Raw genomic sequence first — 16413 nt, forward strand, 5'->3', positions numbered from 1 at the left:
TAAGAACCGTAGGAACTACGGGGATAGCCTGTGGAGATAATGTAAGACGTGTTTTTTGCGCAACTATCTATGAAGCAGGAACCCCGCGACTTTAGTCGTGGGAGGTTCAGACGGAGAATATCTATATTGTGCAATGTAGGGGAGACTACTAATAATATATGAACAGTTAAAGCACTTTGTGCAGGACTATGAGTCTAGTGCAAAGCGCTTTTTTGTTATATATTATTTGATAGATTACGTAATGTTATAAAGTATTAACGTAATAATGGCATAAAGCCAGTTAGTTTATTAATCTTTTTTTTATTGCCAAAGATAGCAATGCCAAAATAATGATGATTGTCTTCTTTGGTACTAGCAGCTTTAGTTATATAGTCCGCATAAATATTGCAGCTTTGGGCAATATCGGAAAAATCAATAGTAATTAAATCGGCAAATTCATCTGAATATAAACGTTCCCGCAGATTTTTTAATATTTCGTTATCACCACGTAATATGGGGACAGGTATAGTAATAATTCCTAAATGAGTTTTACCAGAGGCGTCTATAACATCAGGGCCAATTATTTTATCAATGTATTTACCGAGGGTTATGCCTAATATAGCAGAGGTATTAGCAATGATTCCAGTTGGTAAACTGGAATCGATAACAGCAACGCATTTTTCATTATACTCAGTCATTTTATAACATCCTTTTTAATCATTAAAATTTTTAAATATATTCATATACTGCTTGGGAGTCAGTCCAATAAATTTCTTAAAGAATTTTGAAAAGTGGCTCTGGTCGGTAAAGCCAGTCTGTAGTGCGGCATCAATAGGTAAAGTACCATGCTGTAATAATGCTTTAGCTTTATTAATTCGTATTGTCTCCAAGTAGCTGTAGGGCGAAATACCAGTTTGTTTTGTAAATAGTCTTAATAAATAATATTTGTTTAGTTCTGCTATAGCAGCCAAATCAGTGAGACTGATATTTTCTCGATAATGCTGTTTTATAAAACTACAAACTTTTTGTATTGGAATATTTATATTTTGTGATGTATTTTTTTTCGCAGTATATTCAGTAAGTAATTGTTCCAGCAGGGAAAATAGTGTTTCTTCTTTTTGTAAAACTGCGGATCCTTCTAGAATCATTTCGTGCAATTTACGCAGTGTATTGACTAATTCATCATTGAAAATTACTTGAGAAGTGAATACTGGCTGATAGGGTTTTCCGGTTATTTCCAAAATGAAATTTTCCATTATTTCAGGCTGAATATTTATGCAACGATAATCTAAATTTTGGTTGTCAATTTGTTCACAGGCATGATTGTCATGCGGGTTAAATATCAATAAAACACCAGGTTGTATTATATAAGTTTTATTTTTGCAGGATAAATATCTATTTCCTTTTTCGATAAAACCAATAACATAATGTTCATGAAAATGATTGGGGAATTTTTGCATAATACCTTTGAACTGATAAGCTTCGATTTTTAATATATCATCATATTTTATATTACGTATTTCCTGTGGCATGGACTTATCTTCCTTTCATATTTATATATAGTTTAGCAGTGATTATCAGTAAATGCTTGTATGATATTGCATATGAATTGAATAAAAATGTTACACTCATTTTCTCTTTGTTATAGTACCTGTTTTTTGTACAGCAAATCGAGAAAGGGAGCAGGTTCATATTATGAAAATTAATAATAATATTGCAAAAGATGTTGAAGCAGTAGTTACTAGTTATAATCAAGGGAAACTGATTATTGAAGCCATTTACTCTTTGTTTAATCAAACAACGCCACCAGCAAAAATTATTGTATTAGATGATGGAACAACTGACCGGAATTCCATAAATATATTAAATAATATAAAAAACAATTCTGCTATATTTGTTCCAGTAACAATAGTACGACAAAAAAATAGTGGTGTATCAGCAGCACGAAATGCTGGTATTAATATGACAAAAGCACCTATGGTGTTAGTATTGGACGGGGATGACAAACTTGAACCAGTTTATATTGAAAAGGTTAGTTATATGTTACGGCAAAATTTATTTATGATTGCAGCATCATCTTGGATACGTACTTTTGGTGTTCTTGATGCAACAGTTTGTCCAAGTGGAGGAAGCATAACGGCATTTCTTGCACGTAATAATTGTCCGGCGACAAATATTTTGCGGCGCGAAGTGTGGGAAAATTGCGGTGGTTATGATGAGACTATGAAATCAGGATTTGAAGATTGGGAAATTTTTTTGAGCATGTTGGAGTCAAAACAGGATGCATATATTGGGATTGTAGAGAGCCCATTAATTGATTATCGTACAATTCCTGATTCTTCAAATATAAAAAGTATGACAAAGCGTATTGAACTCATGCAATATATTATTGAAAAGCATATTAATATATATAAAGAAAATGTATTAGATGTGATATTGAATATGGAAGATACATCTATGTCAAGACTTTATGGATGGGAAAAAGAAATTGTTAATGTAAAAAATCTAAAACAAAATTTAAGTAATACATCAGATGATTTTATTAAAAGACCTTCTTATGGAGATGGAGGAATGGCTGCAGCAGTTCGTATTCAATCTCAATAATGACGGCTGATTTGCTAATAAAAAGCATGAAACGGTATCGATAGTGGATTGGATAGATCCATGAGATACGTACATTATTTGATTGATCGCTTACTTTACAAATTCTGTTATAATATATAGACAACTTTCAATAAATTTAAAGAAGGTGCTTATATGAATAAATCTGAAATTATAAATATGCTGGATGATTTAGAGATAAAATACCGAATTATAAATCATCCAGCTATAGAAACAATAGAAGCAGGGAATAAATTAAATTTACCTAATTCGGATGTTATTTTAAAGAATCTTTTTCTTAGAGATGATAAAAAAAGGAACTATTATTTAGTATCGCTTCGTAAAGATAAAATGGTCAATTTAAAAAATCTGCAATGTTCCCTTAATTCTAGGCGTCTTAGTTTTGCATCAGAAAATGATTTGTCTCATTATCTTGGATTAAAAAAGGGTTCAGTTACTCCACTAGGAGTACTAAATGATATAGAGCATAAAGTAAAAATTATTATAGATGAAGACGTAGTAGATTTTTCTGTTATAGGAATTCATCCAAACGAAAATACGGCTATGTTGTGGATAGCTCCGCAAGATATGTGCACTATCTTAAAAGACAATAAAACATCTATAGATATTATAAAAATATAAGGTGATTTTATTCAAGTCTGCTTTGAAAATTGAGTAATTAAGCATATTTTATAAAGTTGATATAAAAAAGGAGATAGAATAAATGCTGGCCGTTATTATAAATACAATAGCAATTATAATTGGAACAGGTGTTGGGTTATTATTTCGTAAGGGAATACCAAAGAATATTTCAGAAGCAGTCATGAAGGCATTAGGCTTGTGCACTATTGTAATTGGTGTACAAGGATCGATCCGTGAGCCCGATATATTGTTGATGATTGTTTCTGTTGTGCTGGGTCTATTACTTGGAGAATCTATAGATCTTGATGGAAAAATTAACCATTTTACAGAATGTTTAACTGCTCGTTTTGCAGTGCAGGGGGAATCTGCTGGAATTGCTAACGCGTTTATTACATCTTGTCTTATCATGAATGTAGGGGCAATGGTCATTGTTGGCTCGTTAAATGCTGGTTTGCGAGCAGATTTCTCATTGCTATATACAAAATCGTTGCTCGATTTTATTTGTAGTATTATGATGGGGGCAGTTATGGGGATTGGTGTTATAGGATCGGCAGGCTTTACTTTATTATTTCAAGGTGCGATTGTATTAACTGCCCAATATTTAGCACCTTTTCTTTCTGATGCTCTGATAATAGAAGTATCTTGTACAGGTAGTTTGCTAATACTGGCTATTGGTCTTAATATGATTAAACTGACAAATTTTAAAGTAATTAATTATCTGCCGGCATTACTAGTACTTCCAATTATTTTTTTATTGAAAAATTTTTTAGGGTGAAATAAAAAAGAATATATATGATTATGGTATTGTATAATTTACTTGATTTACAGGATAATGTATATTATAATCAATTTATTACGTATACTAAATAAATGGGTGAATTATAATGCTGGAAATATTTGATAATTTGTGTATATTATTTGCAAAAGCTGAACAAAAGCATAATCAGTTAGCCAAAAGAGTTTTACGTGAAAAAAATTTAACAATAACGCCAGTCCAAATGCTCGTTTTATATACATTATATAAAAAGGACAATGTTACCTTATCAGAGTTAGGAAAACTTAGTTATTTAGATAATTCTACCTTAACAAGAGTAGTAGGCAGTTTAGAGAATTTAAATTTAATTTCACGTGTTGCGTCTAATAAAGACCGTCGAGCGTATTTAATAAATTTAACTGATGCGGGACTGGCATTAAAAATTGTAATAGCAGATATTGCCGTTATTACACAAAAGGAAATGTTAAGTAATTGTACAAGTGATGAAATTAAAATTTTTAGGGATGTCCTTACAAAGATTTTTGACACATTATGATTTTTATAAAAATATATTACGTATACGTAATAATTAAAAAATATTATTTAATTTATGAACAGGGAATTTAATTAAAGAAGAGGAGATTAATTATGAACAATTTTAGAACATTAATTACGCGTAAAAGCAACAATGATACGTATATAAATGATATTGAGTTAAAAAATATAGATTGGTTGGGTAACGGAGATGTATTAATAAAGGTAAAATATTCTTCTTTAAATTTCAAAGATGCGTTATCGGCAATTGGTAATAAGGGGGTAACAAAAAAATATCCACATACTCCGGGAATAGATGCGGCTGGTATAGTAGTTGAAAGTGAAAACGATAAATTTAGTGTTGGCGATAAAGTAATAGTTACCGGCTATGATTTTGGCATGAATACAAATGGTGGATTTAGTGAATATATTAGAGTTCCTTCAGAATGGATTGTTAAATTACCTAAACAGTTATCATTGCGTGAAAGTATGATTTATGGGACAGCTGGGTTTACAGCAGCCCTGTCAGTAAAAAAGCTTTTGGATTATGGTATAAAACAAAATAATGGACCAGTATTAGTGACTGGAGCTACCGGTGGAGTAGGAAGTATAGCCGTTTCTATTTTAAGTAAATTGCAGTATACAGTTATTGGTTTAACAGGAAAGCCGGAGTATAAAGATATGCTGCTAAAAGCTGGAGCAAAAGATATTGTTTTAAGGAAAGATTTTAATGATGCATCAGAAAAAATATTGTTAAGTACTAAATGGAATGCAGTAGTAGATACTGTTGGTGGAAATCTCTTAGAAAATGCATTAAAAACGACAAAATATAATGGCTGTGTTACATGCTGTGGTAATGTTGCATCGTATAAATTATCAACTACGGTGTATCCGTTTATATTACGCGGTATTTCTTTATTAGGCATAGATTCAGTACAATGTCCCATGGATATAAGAGAGAAAGTTTGGGAAAAATTATCAACGGATTGGAAAATAAATAATTTAAATGATAATGTGGAAGAAATTTCTTTGGAACAAGTAGATGTAAATATACAAAAAATATTACAAGGAAAATTAAAGGGGAGAACTATTATAAATTTGGCATTGTAAGAAAAAATCTTTTAAAATTGGTTTATTATGTTCAATTCTACAAAACAGATCGTGGTTATCATGTACGTTCAGTTAATTCAAATGCTGGATATGCACTTTCATTTGCAAATATGCCAATCCTTCAGTATACAGCTTGATGATTCATGGAGAAAAAGCTCATTCAGTATACTTTAGTCAGGATGCATATAAGAAATTAACAGGAGATAATAAAGAGCTTATGATCATTCCGGGAGCTGTACATACAGATCTTTATGATCAGCTTAATGTTATTCTATTTGATAAGATCAGTGAATTTTTTAATAAATACATTGGAAAATGAGATATATGATAGTGATAGGATGTTTTATATAAGAAAAGGTACGTGATAGTCACGTGCTTATAGGCGCTTAAATAAGTATAATGTTTTTGCAATGAGATAATCAATCATAAATATAAGGCACATCTTCTAAAAAGAAATGAGAAGATGTGCCTTTTTTTAAGGAGCTTCTATTGCCAATACGGGACAGGTTGACTGACATGCACCGCAATCGATGCAGGATGCTTCATCAATAGTATACTGAGTATCGCCTTCAGAAATTGCGCCTACCGGACAAGTAGGTGCACATGTACCACAAGAAGTGCACTCTTCAGTAATTTTATATGCCACAGTTCATACCTCCTTTCCAAGCTTAGCAGTTGTTGCTATCTTGTCTATTATAGAGATATATTCAATAAATTAGACTGAATTCCTTTAATGTAATAATTAAATTAATCTTGCAAACTTTTATATCAATAATATAATAAATAGTGTTATAAGAAGAATTATCGTAGAGGCGGGGGATGCAAGTGACAATTAAAAAGAGACTTTTTATTTCTAATGTTCTTATGAATATTATTCCAATAATAAGCATGATTATTATATCGATTTTATGCATAGAATTTATTTGGATAACAACACTTAAAAATGATCCTATAAATGTAAATATTTCGCCATCATTTTATAATGAAAGTCATCGATTGTCAGAATTAGCAGAAGTCTATCTGAATACTACGGATAAGGATAAAAAAACACAAATTAATCAAGAGATAAATAGATTGCTAAGCAGAAATGATTTGTCATTAACTATAGATTTATCAAATAAAGAAAAATATCATTTTGGAAGTACCAAGGAATTGGATAATGATAAAATATTAAAAGCAAAAGCCTTATTACCGGTTATTGGAATAATTTCCAGTGAAGATTTTAATTATTACAGCAACCAAATAAAAGTAAATAATGCCTTGTATAATATAACTATTTTAGGGGAAAAAATAAAAAGACCCAGTTCGATAAAGCAAAAATTAGAGGAGTCACCTGGATTGCAGCACAAAGTCTTTATACCATTGGTAATTGTTTTATTTATGGGTATATTTTTTTCGATGTTAATTACAAATAAGCTATTGAATAAATTTATATTAAAAAAATTGGAGAAACCCATAACGACATTGTTAGATGGTGTTGAAGAAATTAGAAATGGTAATTTAAATTATAGGATAAACTATAATAGCAGTGATGAGTTTGCGTTAGTATGCAAGGCATTTAATGATATGGCTGTGCGATTAAAATCCTCAGCTGAATTTATGAAGAGGGAAGAAAGTAATCGTAAAGAGTTATTGGCAGGAATTTCGCATGATCTGCGTTCGCCATTAACTTCTATTCGTGCTTATGTAGAAGGGTTATTAGATGGTGTAGCAAAGACTCCGGCAATGCAGGAAAAATATTTAAAAAAAATAAATAAAAAATCTATAGAAATTGATAAAATGGTATCGGATATTTTTTTGTTTTCCAAAATAGATATTGGTGGATATTTAAATCAATTTGAATATTTAAATGTAAAAAAGGAAATAAATACACTTATTAATGATATTAAGACAGAATATCAGAAAAAAGGATTGGTAATAAATTCACACGATATTATTCCAGCAATAATATTTGGCAATCCAGTCTTATTAAGACGAGTGTTTATTAATATAATAGAAAATAGTTTAAAATATAAGCAGAAAGAAACAGGTGAACTTGATATATTTTCATTACGTGAAAATGAAAATATAATATTAGTTTTTTCGGATGATGGGCCAGGCGTGCCTGAGGAGTCACTGCCAAAAATATTTGAGATTTTTTATAAAAGTGATCCAGCTAGACAGAATCCCCAAAGCAGCAGTGGATTGGGACTATCAATTGTCTTGAAGGCTATTGAACAAATGGGCGGGAGTATCACAGCAGAAAACGGGCTTGAAAACGGTTTGGTTATAAAAATAAAATTACCAATTCAGGAGAATGAACATGAATAAAATTCTTATTATTGAAGATGACATAGATATAGCAATGATTGAAAAGGACTATTTGGAAATGGATGGATTTATAGTGGAAATAGCAACAAATGGTATTTCAGGACTAGAAAAATCCTTGAACGAGAAATTTGATTTAATTTTACTGGATTTGATGCTGCCAGGAATGGATGGCTTTTCAATTTGCAAAAAGCTTCGTAAACACTTGAGTATTCCAATTTTAATCGTAAGTGCACGGCAAGATGATAATGATAAAATACGTGGTTTAGGAATTGGCGCAGATGATTATATTGAAAAACCATTTTCACCAAGTGTTTTAGCAGCACGAGTGAAAGCTAATATTTCCCAATATAAACGATTGAATAGTAAGGAAGAAAATGAAATAATTATTGGGCCAATTTCCATTGAAACAAAATCGCGCCGTGTTTTTGTGAATGGTAATGAGAAATACTTAAAAAATAAAGAGTATGAATTATTATTATTTATGGCAAAAAATATCGATATTGTGTTTACACGGGAAACATTATATGAACGTATATGGGGAATTAATGCACTGGGGGAAAGTGCTACTGTTGCTGTTCATATTAATCGGCTTAGGGAAAAGATTCAGGAAGATCCAGCAAATCCACAGTATGTACAAACTGTCTGGGGAGTAGGCTATCGCTTTAAAGTATAAAATAGTTTATAAATAGTTTAAATTTAATTAAAATATAGTTTAATTCATTTGTTTATACTAATTCTATTAGGAGGTAGGCAAATGAATTTTTTTTTTACTAAAATATAAAAAATATGGAATAGCCATATTAGTAATTATTATTATATGTGTTGCTTTTATCGTTGTAAAAAACAGTAAAAATAATAAAACTAAACAAGATCTGCTCACGCCAATAACTGTAAGTAAAGCAGAACTACGTAATGTACCAGTCGAAATTAATGCTACGGGTAGTGTAGAGGCATATAATTCAGTGACAATAATTCCACAGGTAACAGGTAAGGTTTCAGAAATTAATTTCAAACAAGGGCAAGAGGTCAAGGCGGGTGATAGACTACTTACTATTGTTCTTTGGAATTATTAGCTATCGTGCTTTGCCAGTAAATGATTTACCAAATGTTGATTATCCAGCAATCCAAATATCAGCGTCATTATCAGGAGCAAGTCCGGAAACAATGGCATCGTCAGTGGCACTTCCGTTAGAAAAGCAATTGTCGACGATTGATGGAGTCGAATCAATGTCTTCCATAAGCTATACTGGAAAGACGACAATTAATATGACATTTTCTTTAGATAAAAATATTGATAGTGCAGCCAATGATGTTAGTGCGGCAATTTCGGCAGCAAGCAAAAAATTACCATCGAATATGTCACAATCACCTACGTATAAAAAAGTTAATCCAGTAGCACAGCCCATTATGTATTATGTAGTTTCTTCAAAAACAATGAAAGTATCAGAAATTGAAGATTATGTGCAAACACAATTAATTCCAGCAATATCACAGGTCAATGGAGTGTCGCAAGCTGTTATTTTTGGAGAAGCACAATATGCTGTAAGACTTAGGATGGATCCGGAAAAAATGGCAGCACGTAATGTCGGCATCAATGAAGTATATAATGCAGTTGTCCAAGGTAATGTCAATTTGCCTGGAGGAACAATAGATGGTAAGAATATTACATATAATATTGATTCGTCAGGACAGCTGAAAAATGCTAAGCAATATAATTCGTTGATTGTTGGCTATCATAATGGCAGCCCAATTCACATTGCAGATATTGGGAATGCTACTGATAGTAGTGAAACTGAAAAAAGCATGAAGACTATCATAAAGCCTGGTGAAGAAACTCCGGGAGTATTTGTAGCAGTATTTAAACAGCCAGGAGCTAATGCTATTGCGGTCACTGATAATATAAAAAATAAGATGGATGTAGTACGACAAACATTACCCAAAAGCATAAATACATCATTATTATATAATAAGGCTGATTATATAAATTCATCTGTTAAAGATGTTGAAATAACGTTAATAACAACAATAATACTAGTTGTTTGTGTCGTTTTCCTGTTTTTGGGAAATGTACGTGCAACGTTGATTCCTGGTATTACTGTACCACTCTCATTAATAGCGACTTTTGGTATTATGAGTGTATTAGGATTTAGTTTAAACACAATATCTTTAATGGCACTTTCCCTAGCAGCTGGTTTTGTTGTTGACGATGCTGTTGTTGTAATGGAAAATATTGTGCGAAAGATTGAAGCAGGTGAACAACCTGTTTCTGCTGCATTTTCGGGTTCCAGGGAAATTTGTTTTACCGTATTATCAATGACAATTTCACTTGTAATAGTTTTTATTCCAATATTGTTTATGGATGGAATAGTCGGAAGGTTGTTTAGGGAATTTGCTGTTAGTATCGCTGCGGCAATATTAATATCAGGCTTTATTTCATTGACATTAACGCCGATGATGTGTGCATATATCGTTAAAAACAAGAAAAATAATTCAGATAAAGTGCATCCTATTATAAAATAAATAAAATGTTAGAAAAATTACCCGATTTAAAAGGGGCATTGTCTACGGTAGGATCTCCTACATATAATACAGGCTTTATTATAGTTTGCCTTAAAGATCAAAAGGAGCGCACAGAATCAATTGATAAACTTATTAATGAGCTCAGGCCAAAATTAAATTCAGTTCCTGGATTAAAGGTATCGCCTTATAATCCACCACCGATTAGTATTGGCAGTCGACAAACATATGGTGTTGGACAGTATACAATAACATCGCCTAATTTAGATGAATTATATAAAGCAATTAATGATATGCAAGCACAAATAAAAAAAATACCAGGAGTGGTCGATGTAAGTTCAAATTTACAAACTAAGGTCCCCACAATCTATTTTACAATTGATAGAGATAAGGCATCAGCACTGGGAGTATCAGCTGATCAAATTCAGGATGCTTTTTACTCTGCTTATGCAGATCGTCAGATAAGTACAATTTATACTAATAGTACACAACATGATGTATTTTTAGATTTAGGTGTTGATTTTCAAAATGATCCTGATGCAATTAATCGCTTGTATGTAAGAACAGGATCATCACTTGGCCCGTCTGTTACCACAGCAACAATGGTTCCGTTATCAACACTTGGTACAGTGACACAAAAATTAACATCCTTATCGGTAAATCACAGCGGGCAAATGCCATCGGCAACAATACAGTTTAACTTAGAACCAGGATATTCACTTGGAACAGTAACTTCTGAAATACAAACTTTAGCACAAAAAAGATTACCTTCGGGAGTAACAGGCTTTTTTGAGGGTAATGCCTCAACGTATAAAAGCTCATTTCAAAATATGGGTTTTCTTTTGCTAATTACAGTATTTTTGATATATGTTTTATTAGGAATATTGTATGAAAGTTTTATCCATCCAATCACAATACTAACAGCACTTCCTTTTGCTGGAGCAGGAGCATTGATTTGTTTAATTTTATTTCACATGGAATTAGATATTTATTCTTATGTTGGAATTATAATGCTTATTGGTATTGTCAAAAAAAATGGTATAATGATGATCGACTTTGCAATAAAGGTAAGTAGGGAAAAATCAGTTTCTGCAAAAGACGCAATCACGCAGGCATGCGTAATACGTTTCCGTCCGATTATGATGACAACAATGGCGGCAATATTTGGTGCATTACCAATTGCACTGGGCTATGGTGCTGGTGGTGAGGCCAGACAGCCAATGGGGATTGCAGTAGTTGGAGGATTATTATTTTCTCAGTTTATAACCTTGTATATAACACCAGTTTTTTATGTTATATTTGATAACTTACAAAAAAAATATAAAAAAATATAAATTTGTAATAGCTTCCAATTAATTTAGAAGAGAATATTTTATGATTTTACTATCATCATCTTCATAGTTACTGGTATAATATTTATAAGAGCAATATATGAGTTATAAAGTGTAATAGATTAAAACAGAAAGGGAGATATAATTATGTTAGAGAAAAAAAATATTAATTCTTTTCAGGCTCGAGAGCCTTATGCAATAGAGGAATTAGAAAATTTTGCAGCATCAGGTGAATTTTTATCAACTGATTTTAAAGTGGCATCAGCAGAAATAATATCCAATACAGATACTGAAAATGCAGGTGGCAGTGATGATTTTATGGCAAGTAATAAAGAACTGGAAAATCAATTGAAACAATCTCTTTTAGGAGAAAATACTAATAATTATCAAATTAATTTTATAAAAACAGAATTATTGGAAGTAAAGGAAGATATGGCTTTTTTTAGATCCAAATATTCAATAAAAAAAATAACTAATAAGTTTTATAGTTATTGATAAGACTTTTTTAGGCATGATTAAGGCTATGATTACTAGAAAAATCGATATAGTGATAAATAAGTTTTAATCAAATAAAATGTAAACAAGCAGGAATATTAATAGCAGATAATAAGCATAAGGATGACAAACAGTAATTGTCTTGGCAGTCAGAATAAAGTGGTAAAGAAGACTCGGAAATTTGGTTTTAAAAAGAAGGTAGTAAAACCAGCACAGAAATAAAATATGGGATTATTTTAAATGCTAAAAAAGCCATCATATAAGGTATTAAATCCTTATATAATGGCTTTTGGTTTATAAATATAGAAAAATAATGATGATAATGTAGGGGAATTTTTCCGCTAAGTAGAATTAACCTTTAATTTTATATGTTAACAGATAATTTAAGGATAGTAGGAATGGTAATGAAAACATTATTTTCAGTCTTGAGAGTTATTGCAGTTGTAATATTTGGTTTAAGTACGTTAAATTTTTGGGGAAGTATAGCTGAGGCTTCTTCACCTCCAGAAAATTATATTGTTTGGGATCGGATGCCGGCTGAGGCTCCGGTTCAAATGGAGCTTCAAGCCGCTAATGATGTAAAACTATATGTTCGTCCAAACAGCAATGTGATAGTTGGTGAATTGACAACAGGGGTATCAGCAGAGAGAATTTCTGTAGCGGTATTTACTCATCCGGCATCGTACCCTGTCAGGGTACTGCAGCAAATGCAAACATATAAAAATCAATATTCGCAGAAAGCAGATGGAGCAGTATTATATCCGGGCGATATTATTTATTTGGTAATGTATACAGGAGAGGGCACATATCTTGGCTGGTATGAAGGAAAATTATTATGGTGGCTGCCCGGAGGAATTTCTAATCTCGGACGTAATGGACAGGTTGATTCTCCTTGGGCACAATATATTGGTAAAGTAACAGATCCAGCATTAAGTGTAAATACGTGGTATTGTCTCCGCAAAACTGATGGCACAGTCGGCTGGACTCAAGTACAATTTGCTGGACAATGGAAAAAATTATTTAAATAAAAGTCGGAAAATTGTTGCAATTTAAAAAGGTGGTGTTTTATAATTAAAATGAAAGGTAGGTGCGGAAAATGAATGATAAAAATGGTTGGAATCCTTATTTGGCTGGAGCTCTAAGTGGATTTGTTTCTATTGGTTCTGTATTTTTTGTTGGTAAATATCTGGGTGCTTCAACAAGTTTTGTTAAGACTACAGGTATGATAGAACAGATGTTTTCCGCAGATAGAGTTTCCAAGATGCCTTATTTTATGAAAGAAATTCCGGCAATTGATTGGCAATGGATGTTTGTATTGGGAATTGCTATCGGTGCATTTATTGCAGCGCGTATGTCGGGGGATTTTAAAATGCAGGTATTGCCAGATATGTGGGTGGAAAAATTTGGTAAAGATAAACAAAGACGAGCAATAATTGCTTTTGTTGGAGGAATTATTGCTATGTTTGGAGTACGGTTAGCTGATGGTTGTCCAAGTGGACATGGATTAAGCGGCGGCTTACAATTATCAGCCAGCAGCTATATTGCTTTAGTTTGTTTTTTCATAGGTGGACTTATTTCCGCAAATTATCTGTATAGAAAAGGTGGTGTCAAAAAATGACAATGTTATTCTATGGATTATTAACGGGGATATTTTTTGGCTTTTTCTTACAGAAGGGAAGAGTACTGCGTTATGATAAACAAATTGGTGCTTTGCGATTATTAGATATGACTATAGTAAAATTTATGTTGTCACATATTGTTGTGGCGATGATAGGTGTGTATTTTTTATATGATATGGGATTGGTGAAACTGTCATTAAAACCACTTATTTTAGGTGGTGTCATTTTAGGCGGATTATTGTTTGGTATAGGCTGGGGCTTGCTGGGATATTGTCCAGGAACATCATTAGGTGCAATTGGGGAAGGCCGTATTGATGCTGTTTGGGGAATTTTAGGCATGCTTGTTGGTGCAGGAATTTATGCAGAAGCATTTCCATATATGCAAAAAACAGTCTTAACGTGGGGAAATTATGGCAAAATAACTATTCCACAACTTTTAGGAATAAATCATTGGCTTATAATTATTCCATTTGTTATATTGGTATTAATGCTCTTTAGATATTTTGAAAGAAAGGGATTATAATCAAAGCGGCAAAGCATCCTGTGGATTTTGCCTAAAGATTAAATAAAAGTGATTGATTAGGGCTGTTATACTTTTTATGTATGACAGTCCATTTTATTTATAGTTAATAATAATTTGCAAAATAAAACCTATAAATTAGTAGGAATAATTGCATATGTTCGAGAATATAATATAAAATCTAATAAATAGGAGTAAGATATGGAGCTTAAAATAACAACATTAATTGAAAATATGCCAAGTGATAATGAAGCACTATTATATGAACATGGTTTGTCATTATTTATCGAATTTGATGGGAAAAAAATAATTTTTGACACGGGTAAATCAGGTGATTATATTGAAAATGCTAAGCTGTTAAACATACCACTTGAAAAAACTGATACATTGATTGTGAGTCATGGACACTATGACCATGCTGGCGGAGTATTGAAAACGATTGATTTACTAAAAACGAATACGACAATGTATGTTGGGCAGGAATTTTTTAATTTAAAGCATAAAAAATTAGAAGATGGTTCGTATAAATTTAATGGCATTGATTTTTCTGAAAATGATTTAATCAGAAAAAAAATCAAGCTGATAAAAATTAGTAAAGATCTTCAATTTATTAGCGGTAATATTGTCATTTTTAAAAAAATTGCCAGGTCGAATACCTTCGAAAAACAAAATCCTAAATTTATGGTAAAAAAGAATAATGATATGAAGCCAGATGATTTTGCTGATGAAATTGTATTGGGGCTTATTACTAAAAAGGGATTAGTTGTAGTTGCAGGCTGTTCGCATCTTGGGATAGTAAATATTTTAACTAGTATCAGTAAAACAATAAACATTCCTATTTATGCAGTTTTAGGTGGGACACATTTAGTTGAGGCTGATGCAGTGCGAATCAGTAAAACAATAGAGGCTTTCCGTAATATGAATATTAAATATGTAGCTGTTTCACATTGCACCGGGGAAACTGGTATTAAAATAATTAAACAAGAATTAAGGGAAGGCTTTATTTTAAATAATACAGGCAATGTTTTTAAGCTATGATACATAATTAACAAATTAAAGGTATTTTAAATTAGGAAAAGAATATTAATTATTAGGCATGGATGTCCAATTATAAATCTAGGATAGTATATGGATAATGTACTTATTTGATTTGGAGGTGGCAGACGTGCCTAATGAAATTTTTGTCGATTTGCATAATGAGCTGAAGTTTTGGCAGAAAAAACTGTCAAAAGATAATGGAGAATTACTGAAAAAACGCTTGGAGTATGCTAATTTTAGCAGAAGAATTAAGCGTAATGAAGAATGGTATTTTGAACCTGAAAATGATTGCAGCAATATCATTCGTGATATTTTATATGATGAGCTGAAGATTGTTGACATTCGTGAAAAAATATACAGGTGATAGTAAGGTAATGGGAATAGAGCAGCAATTATTATAAAAGGGTTTTGCCCATATGGGTAGAGTTTTTTTCCATTGTTTGATGCTGCTGGATATCATAAAAATAATCTGCCAGGAACAGGTATTAACTGGGTAACTTTTACGCGAGGGAGCCATATGTCAACATGGCAATATGGCTATCAAGATTATCCGTTCACTTAGTTGTTCAAACAAAATAGAAAAACTGAGATGCGCAGGGATAAAATTGAACAGCTAAAAAATGATTGGTTGGGACGCGATTCTAATGGGAAAATTAGAAGTGGTTCAGGGACAGCACATTTAAATTCGGCACAGTTTACACCGCATGGAGCCAGTAAAATTTATATTGAAGGCTGGACACCAGATTCAGTTAAAGAAAAATTGCAAGAAGCAAAAAAATAAAGTGATTAATGCTAGATAAAAAATAAAAATACAAGAAGCCCCTTAAAATCAATTTGTGGTTTTAAGGGGATTTTTGTTTACTTGTCTAAAGGATAGTAATATTGGCAAATTATCTATTGAGTTTATTCTTTACAAATTGAATAATATACTTTATCATGGAAATAAGTAAGTACACACTTTTT

At 31.8% G+C, this 16413-nt stretch carries 21 protein-coding genes; 18 read left to right on the plus strand and 3 right to left on the minus strand.

What is annotated here, in order from left to right:
• Positions 1-254: 254 nt before the first annotated feature.
• Positions 255-677: a DUF2000 domain-containing protein gene (locus HNR32_RS11075; protein ID WP_183862645.1), complete on the minus strand. Its 423-nt coding sequence runs from the start codon at positions 675-677 to the stop codon at positions 255-257.
• 15 nt (positions 678-692) lie between these two features.
• Positions 693-1511 carry an AraC family ligand binding domain-containing protein gene (locus tag HNR32_RS11080; RefSeq protein ID WP_183862647.1) on the minus strand — a complete coding sequence of 273 codons (819 nt, stop codon included), beginning with the start codon at positions 1509-1511 and terminating at the stop codon, positions 693-695.
• Between the two features lie 163 nt (positions 1512-1674).
• Between HNR32_RS11080 and HNR32_RS11085 the strand changes: the two genes are divergently transcribed.
• The 6 genes from HNR32_RS11085 (at position 1675) to HNR32_RS13885 (ending at position 5939) form a co-directional block, all read left to right on the plus strand.
• The gene (locus tag HNR32_RS11085) at positions 1675-2583 is read left to right on the plus strand and encodes a glycosyltransferase family A protein (RefSeq protein WP_183862649.1); all 909 of its coding nucleotides are present in this window, start codon (positions 1675-1677) and stop codon (positions 2581-2583) included.
• Between the two features lie 153 nt (positions 2584-2736).
• Complete coding sequence (locus HNR32_RS11090) at positions 2737-3222, plus strand: prolyl-tRNA synthetase associated domain-containing protein (protein ID WP_183862651.1); 486 nt, start codon at positions 2737-2739, stop codon at positions 3220-3222.
• Positions 3223-3304: 82 nt separating this feature from the next.
• Complete coding sequence (locus HNR32_RS11095; RefSeq protein WP_183862653.1) at positions 3305-3997, plus strand: DUF554 domain-containing protein; 693 nt, start codon at positions 3305-3307, stop codon at positions 3995-3997.
• 109 nt (positions 3998-4106) lie between these two features.
• The gene (locus HNR32_RS11100) at positions 4107-4532 is read left to right on the plus strand and encodes a MarR family winged helix-turn-helix transcriptional regulator (RefSeq protein WP_183862655.1); all 426 of its coding nucleotides are present in this window, start codon (positions 4107-4109) and stop codon (positions 4530-4532) included.
• A gap of 92 nt (positions 4533-4624) precedes the next feature.
• On the plus strand, positions 4625-5620 hold the full coding sequence (locus HNR32_RS11105; protein WP_183862657.1) for a YhdH/YhfP family quinone oxidoreductase: 996 nt from the start codon (positions 4625-4627) through the stop codon (positions 5618-5620).
• Between the two features lie 136 nt (positions 5621-5756).
• Positions 5757-5939 (plus strand): alpha/beta hydrolase, encoded by a 183-nt coding sequence (locus HNR32_RS13885; RefSeq protein ID WP_221300614.1) that lies wholly within the window; start codon positions 5757-5759, stop codon positions 5937-5939.
• 156 nt (positions 5940-6095) lie between these two features.
• Here the strand turns inward: HNR32_RS13885 and fdxA are convergent, their stop codons facing one another.
• The gene (gene fdxA / locus HNR32_RS11115; RefSeq protein WP_183862659.1) at positions 6096-6266 is read right to left on the minus strand and encodes a 4Fe-4S ferredoxin; all 171 of its coding nucleotides are present in this window, start codon (positions 6264-6266) and stop codon (positions 6096-6098) included.
• 179 nt (positions 6267-6445) lie between these two features.
• Here fdxA and HNR32_RS14395 point away from each other — a divergent pair, with 179 nt between their 5' ends.
• The 12 genes from HNR32_RS14395 to HNR32_RS11165 all read left to right on the plus strand — a co-directional run bounded on the left by HNR32_RS14395 (position 6446) and on the right by HNR32_RS11165 (position 16231).
• Entirely contained in the window at positions 6446-7930 is a 1485-nt protein-coding gene (locus HNR32_RS14395; protein WP_183862662.1) for a sensor histidine kinase, read from the plus strand.
• Entirely contained in the window at positions 7923-8603 is a 681-nt protein-coding gene (locus tag HNR32_RS11125; protein ID WP_183862664.1) for a response regulator transcription factor, read from the plus strand. Before HNR32_RS14395 ends, HNR32_RS11125 begins: the two co-directional genes overlap by 8 nt.
• Before the next feature lie 289 nt (positions 8604-8892).
• Positions 8893-9003, plus strand: coding sequence for a biotin/lipoyl-binding protein (locus tag HNR32_RS14595; protein WP_221300615.1), 111 nt, complete (start codon positions 8893-8895; stop codon positions 9001-9003).
• Positions 8966-10450: an efflux RND transporter permease subunit gene (locus tag HNR32_RS13895; RefSeq protein ID WP_196611030.1), complete on the plus strand. Its 1485-nt coding sequence runs from the start codon at positions 8966-8968 to the stop codon at positions 10448-10450. The genes HNR32_RS14595 and HNR32_RS13895 overlap by 38 nt, the downstream gene beginning before the upstream one ends.
• Positions 10451-10455: 5 nt before the next feature.
• The gene (locus HNR32_RS13900; protein WP_196611031.1) at positions 10456-11781 is read left to right on the plus strand and encodes an efflux RND transporter permease subunit; all 1326 of its coding nucleotides are present in this window, start codon (positions 10456-10458) and stop codon (positions 11779-11781) included.
• Between the two features lie 144 nt (positions 11782-11925).
• Positions 11926-12273, plus strand: coding sequence for a hypothetical protein (locus HNR32_RS11135; protein WP_183862666.1), 348 nt, complete (start codon positions 11926-11928; stop codon positions 12271-12273).
• A gap of 404 nt (positions 12274-12677) precedes the next feature.
• Positions 12678-13301 (plus strand): hypothetical protein, encoded by a 624-nt coding sequence (locus tag HNR32_RS11140; RefSeq protein ID WP_183862668.1) that lies wholly within the window; start codon positions 12678-12680, stop codon positions 13299-13301.
• A gap of 68 nt (positions 13302-13369) precedes the next feature.
• Positions 13370-13891 carry a YeeE/YedE thiosulfate transporter family protein gene (locus tag HNR32_RS11145; RefSeq protein WP_183862670.1) on the plus strand — a complete coding sequence of 174 codons (522 nt, stop codon included), beginning with the start codon at positions 13370-13372 and terminating at the stop codon, positions 13889-13891.
• Entirely contained in the window at positions 13888-14415 is a 528-nt protein-coding gene (locus tag HNR32_RS11150) for a YeeE/YedE thiosulfate transporter family protein (RefSeq protein WP_183862672.1), read from the plus strand. Before HNR32_RS11145 ends, HNR32_RS11150 begins: the two co-directional genes overlap by 4 nt.
• Positions 14416-14613: 198 nt before the next feature.
• The gene (locus HNR32_RS11155) at positions 14614-15450 is read left to right on the plus strand and encodes an MBL fold metallo-hydrolase (protein WP_183862674.1); all 837 of its coding nucleotides are present in this window, start codon (positions 14614-14616) and stop codon (positions 15448-15450) included.
• A gap of 127 nt (positions 15451-15577) precedes the next feature.
• Complete coding sequence (locus tag HNR32_RS11160; protein ID WP_183862676.1) at positions 15578-15814, plus strand: hypothetical protein; 237 nt, start codon at positions 15578-15580, stop codon at positions 15812-15814.
• Positions 15815-16039: 225 nt separating this feature from the next.
• Entirely contained in the window at positions 16040-16231 is a 192-nt protein-coding gene (locus HNR32_RS11165) for a hypothetical protein (RefSeq protein WP_183862678.1), read from the plus strand.
• Positions 16232-16413 lie beyond the last annotated feature (182 nt).

The organism is Pectinatus brassicae (assembly GCF_014201835.1).
Taxonomy (GTDB): Bacteria; Bacillota; Negativicutes; order Selenomonadales; family Selenomonadaceae; genus Pectinatus; species Pectinatus brassicae.

Coding starts and splice junctions, on each gene's coding strand:
- HNR32_RS13900 (WP_196611031.1), top strand. CDS start 10,456: ATGTTAGAAAAATTACCCGATTTAAAAGGGGCATTGTCTACGGTAGGA.
- HNR32_RS11075 (WP_183862645.1), bottom strand. CDS start 677: ATGACTGAGTATAATGAAAAATGCGTTGCTGTTATCGATTCCAGTTTA.
- HNR32_RS11155 (WP_183862674.1), top strand. CDS start 14,614: ATGGAGCTTAAAATAACAACATTAATTGAAAATATGCCAAGTGATAAT.
- HNR32_RS11085 (WP_183862649.1), top strand. CDS start 1,675: ATGAAAATTAATAATAATATTGCAAAAGATGTTGAAGCAGTAGTTACT.
- HNR32_RS11165 (WP_183862678.1), top strand. CDS start 16,040: ATGCGCAGGGATAAAATTGAACAGCTAAAAAATGATTGGTTGGGACGC.
- HNR32_RS11095 (WP_183862653.1), top strand. CDS start 3,305: ATGCTGGCCGTTATTATAAATACAATAGCAATTATAATTGGAACAGGT.
- HNR32_RS11080 (WP_183862647.1), bottom strand. CDS start 1,511: ATGCCACAGGAAATACGTAATATAAAATATGATGATATATTAAAAATC.
- HNR32_RS11145 (WP_183862670.1), top strand. CDS start 13,370: ATGAATGATAAAAATGGTTGGAATCCTTATTTGGCTGGAGCTCTAAGT.
- HNR32_RS13885 (WP_221300614.1), top strand. CDS start 5,757: ATGATTCATGGAGAAAAAGCTCATTCAGTATACTTTAGTCAGGATGCA.
- HNR32_RS11135 (WP_183862666.1), top strand. CDS start 11,926: ATGTTAGAGAAAAAAAATATTAATTCTTTTCAGGCTCGAGAGCCTTAT.
- HNR32_RS11090 (WP_183862651.1), top strand. CDS start 2,737: ATGAATAAATCTGAAATTATAAATATGCTGGATGATTTAGAGATAAAA.
- HNR32_RS11125 (WP_183862664.1), top strand. CDS start 7,923: ATGAATAAAATTCTTATTATTGAAGATGACATAGATATAGCAATGATT.
- HNR32_RS11100 (WP_183862655.1), top strand. CDS start 4,107: ATGCTGGAAATATTTGATAATTTGTGTATATTATTTGCAAAAGCTGAA.
- HNR32_RS11140 (WP_183862668.1), top strand. CDS start 12,678: ATGAAAACATTATTTTCAGTCTTGAGAGTTATTGCAGTTGTAATATTT.
- HNR32_RS11150 (WP_183862672.1), top strand. CDS start 13,888: ATGACAATGTTATTCTATGGATTATTAACGGGGATATTTTTTGGCTTT.
- HNR32_RS11105 (WP_183862657.1), top strand. CDS start 4,625: ATGAACAATTTTAGAACATTAATTACGCGTAAAAGCAACAATGATACG.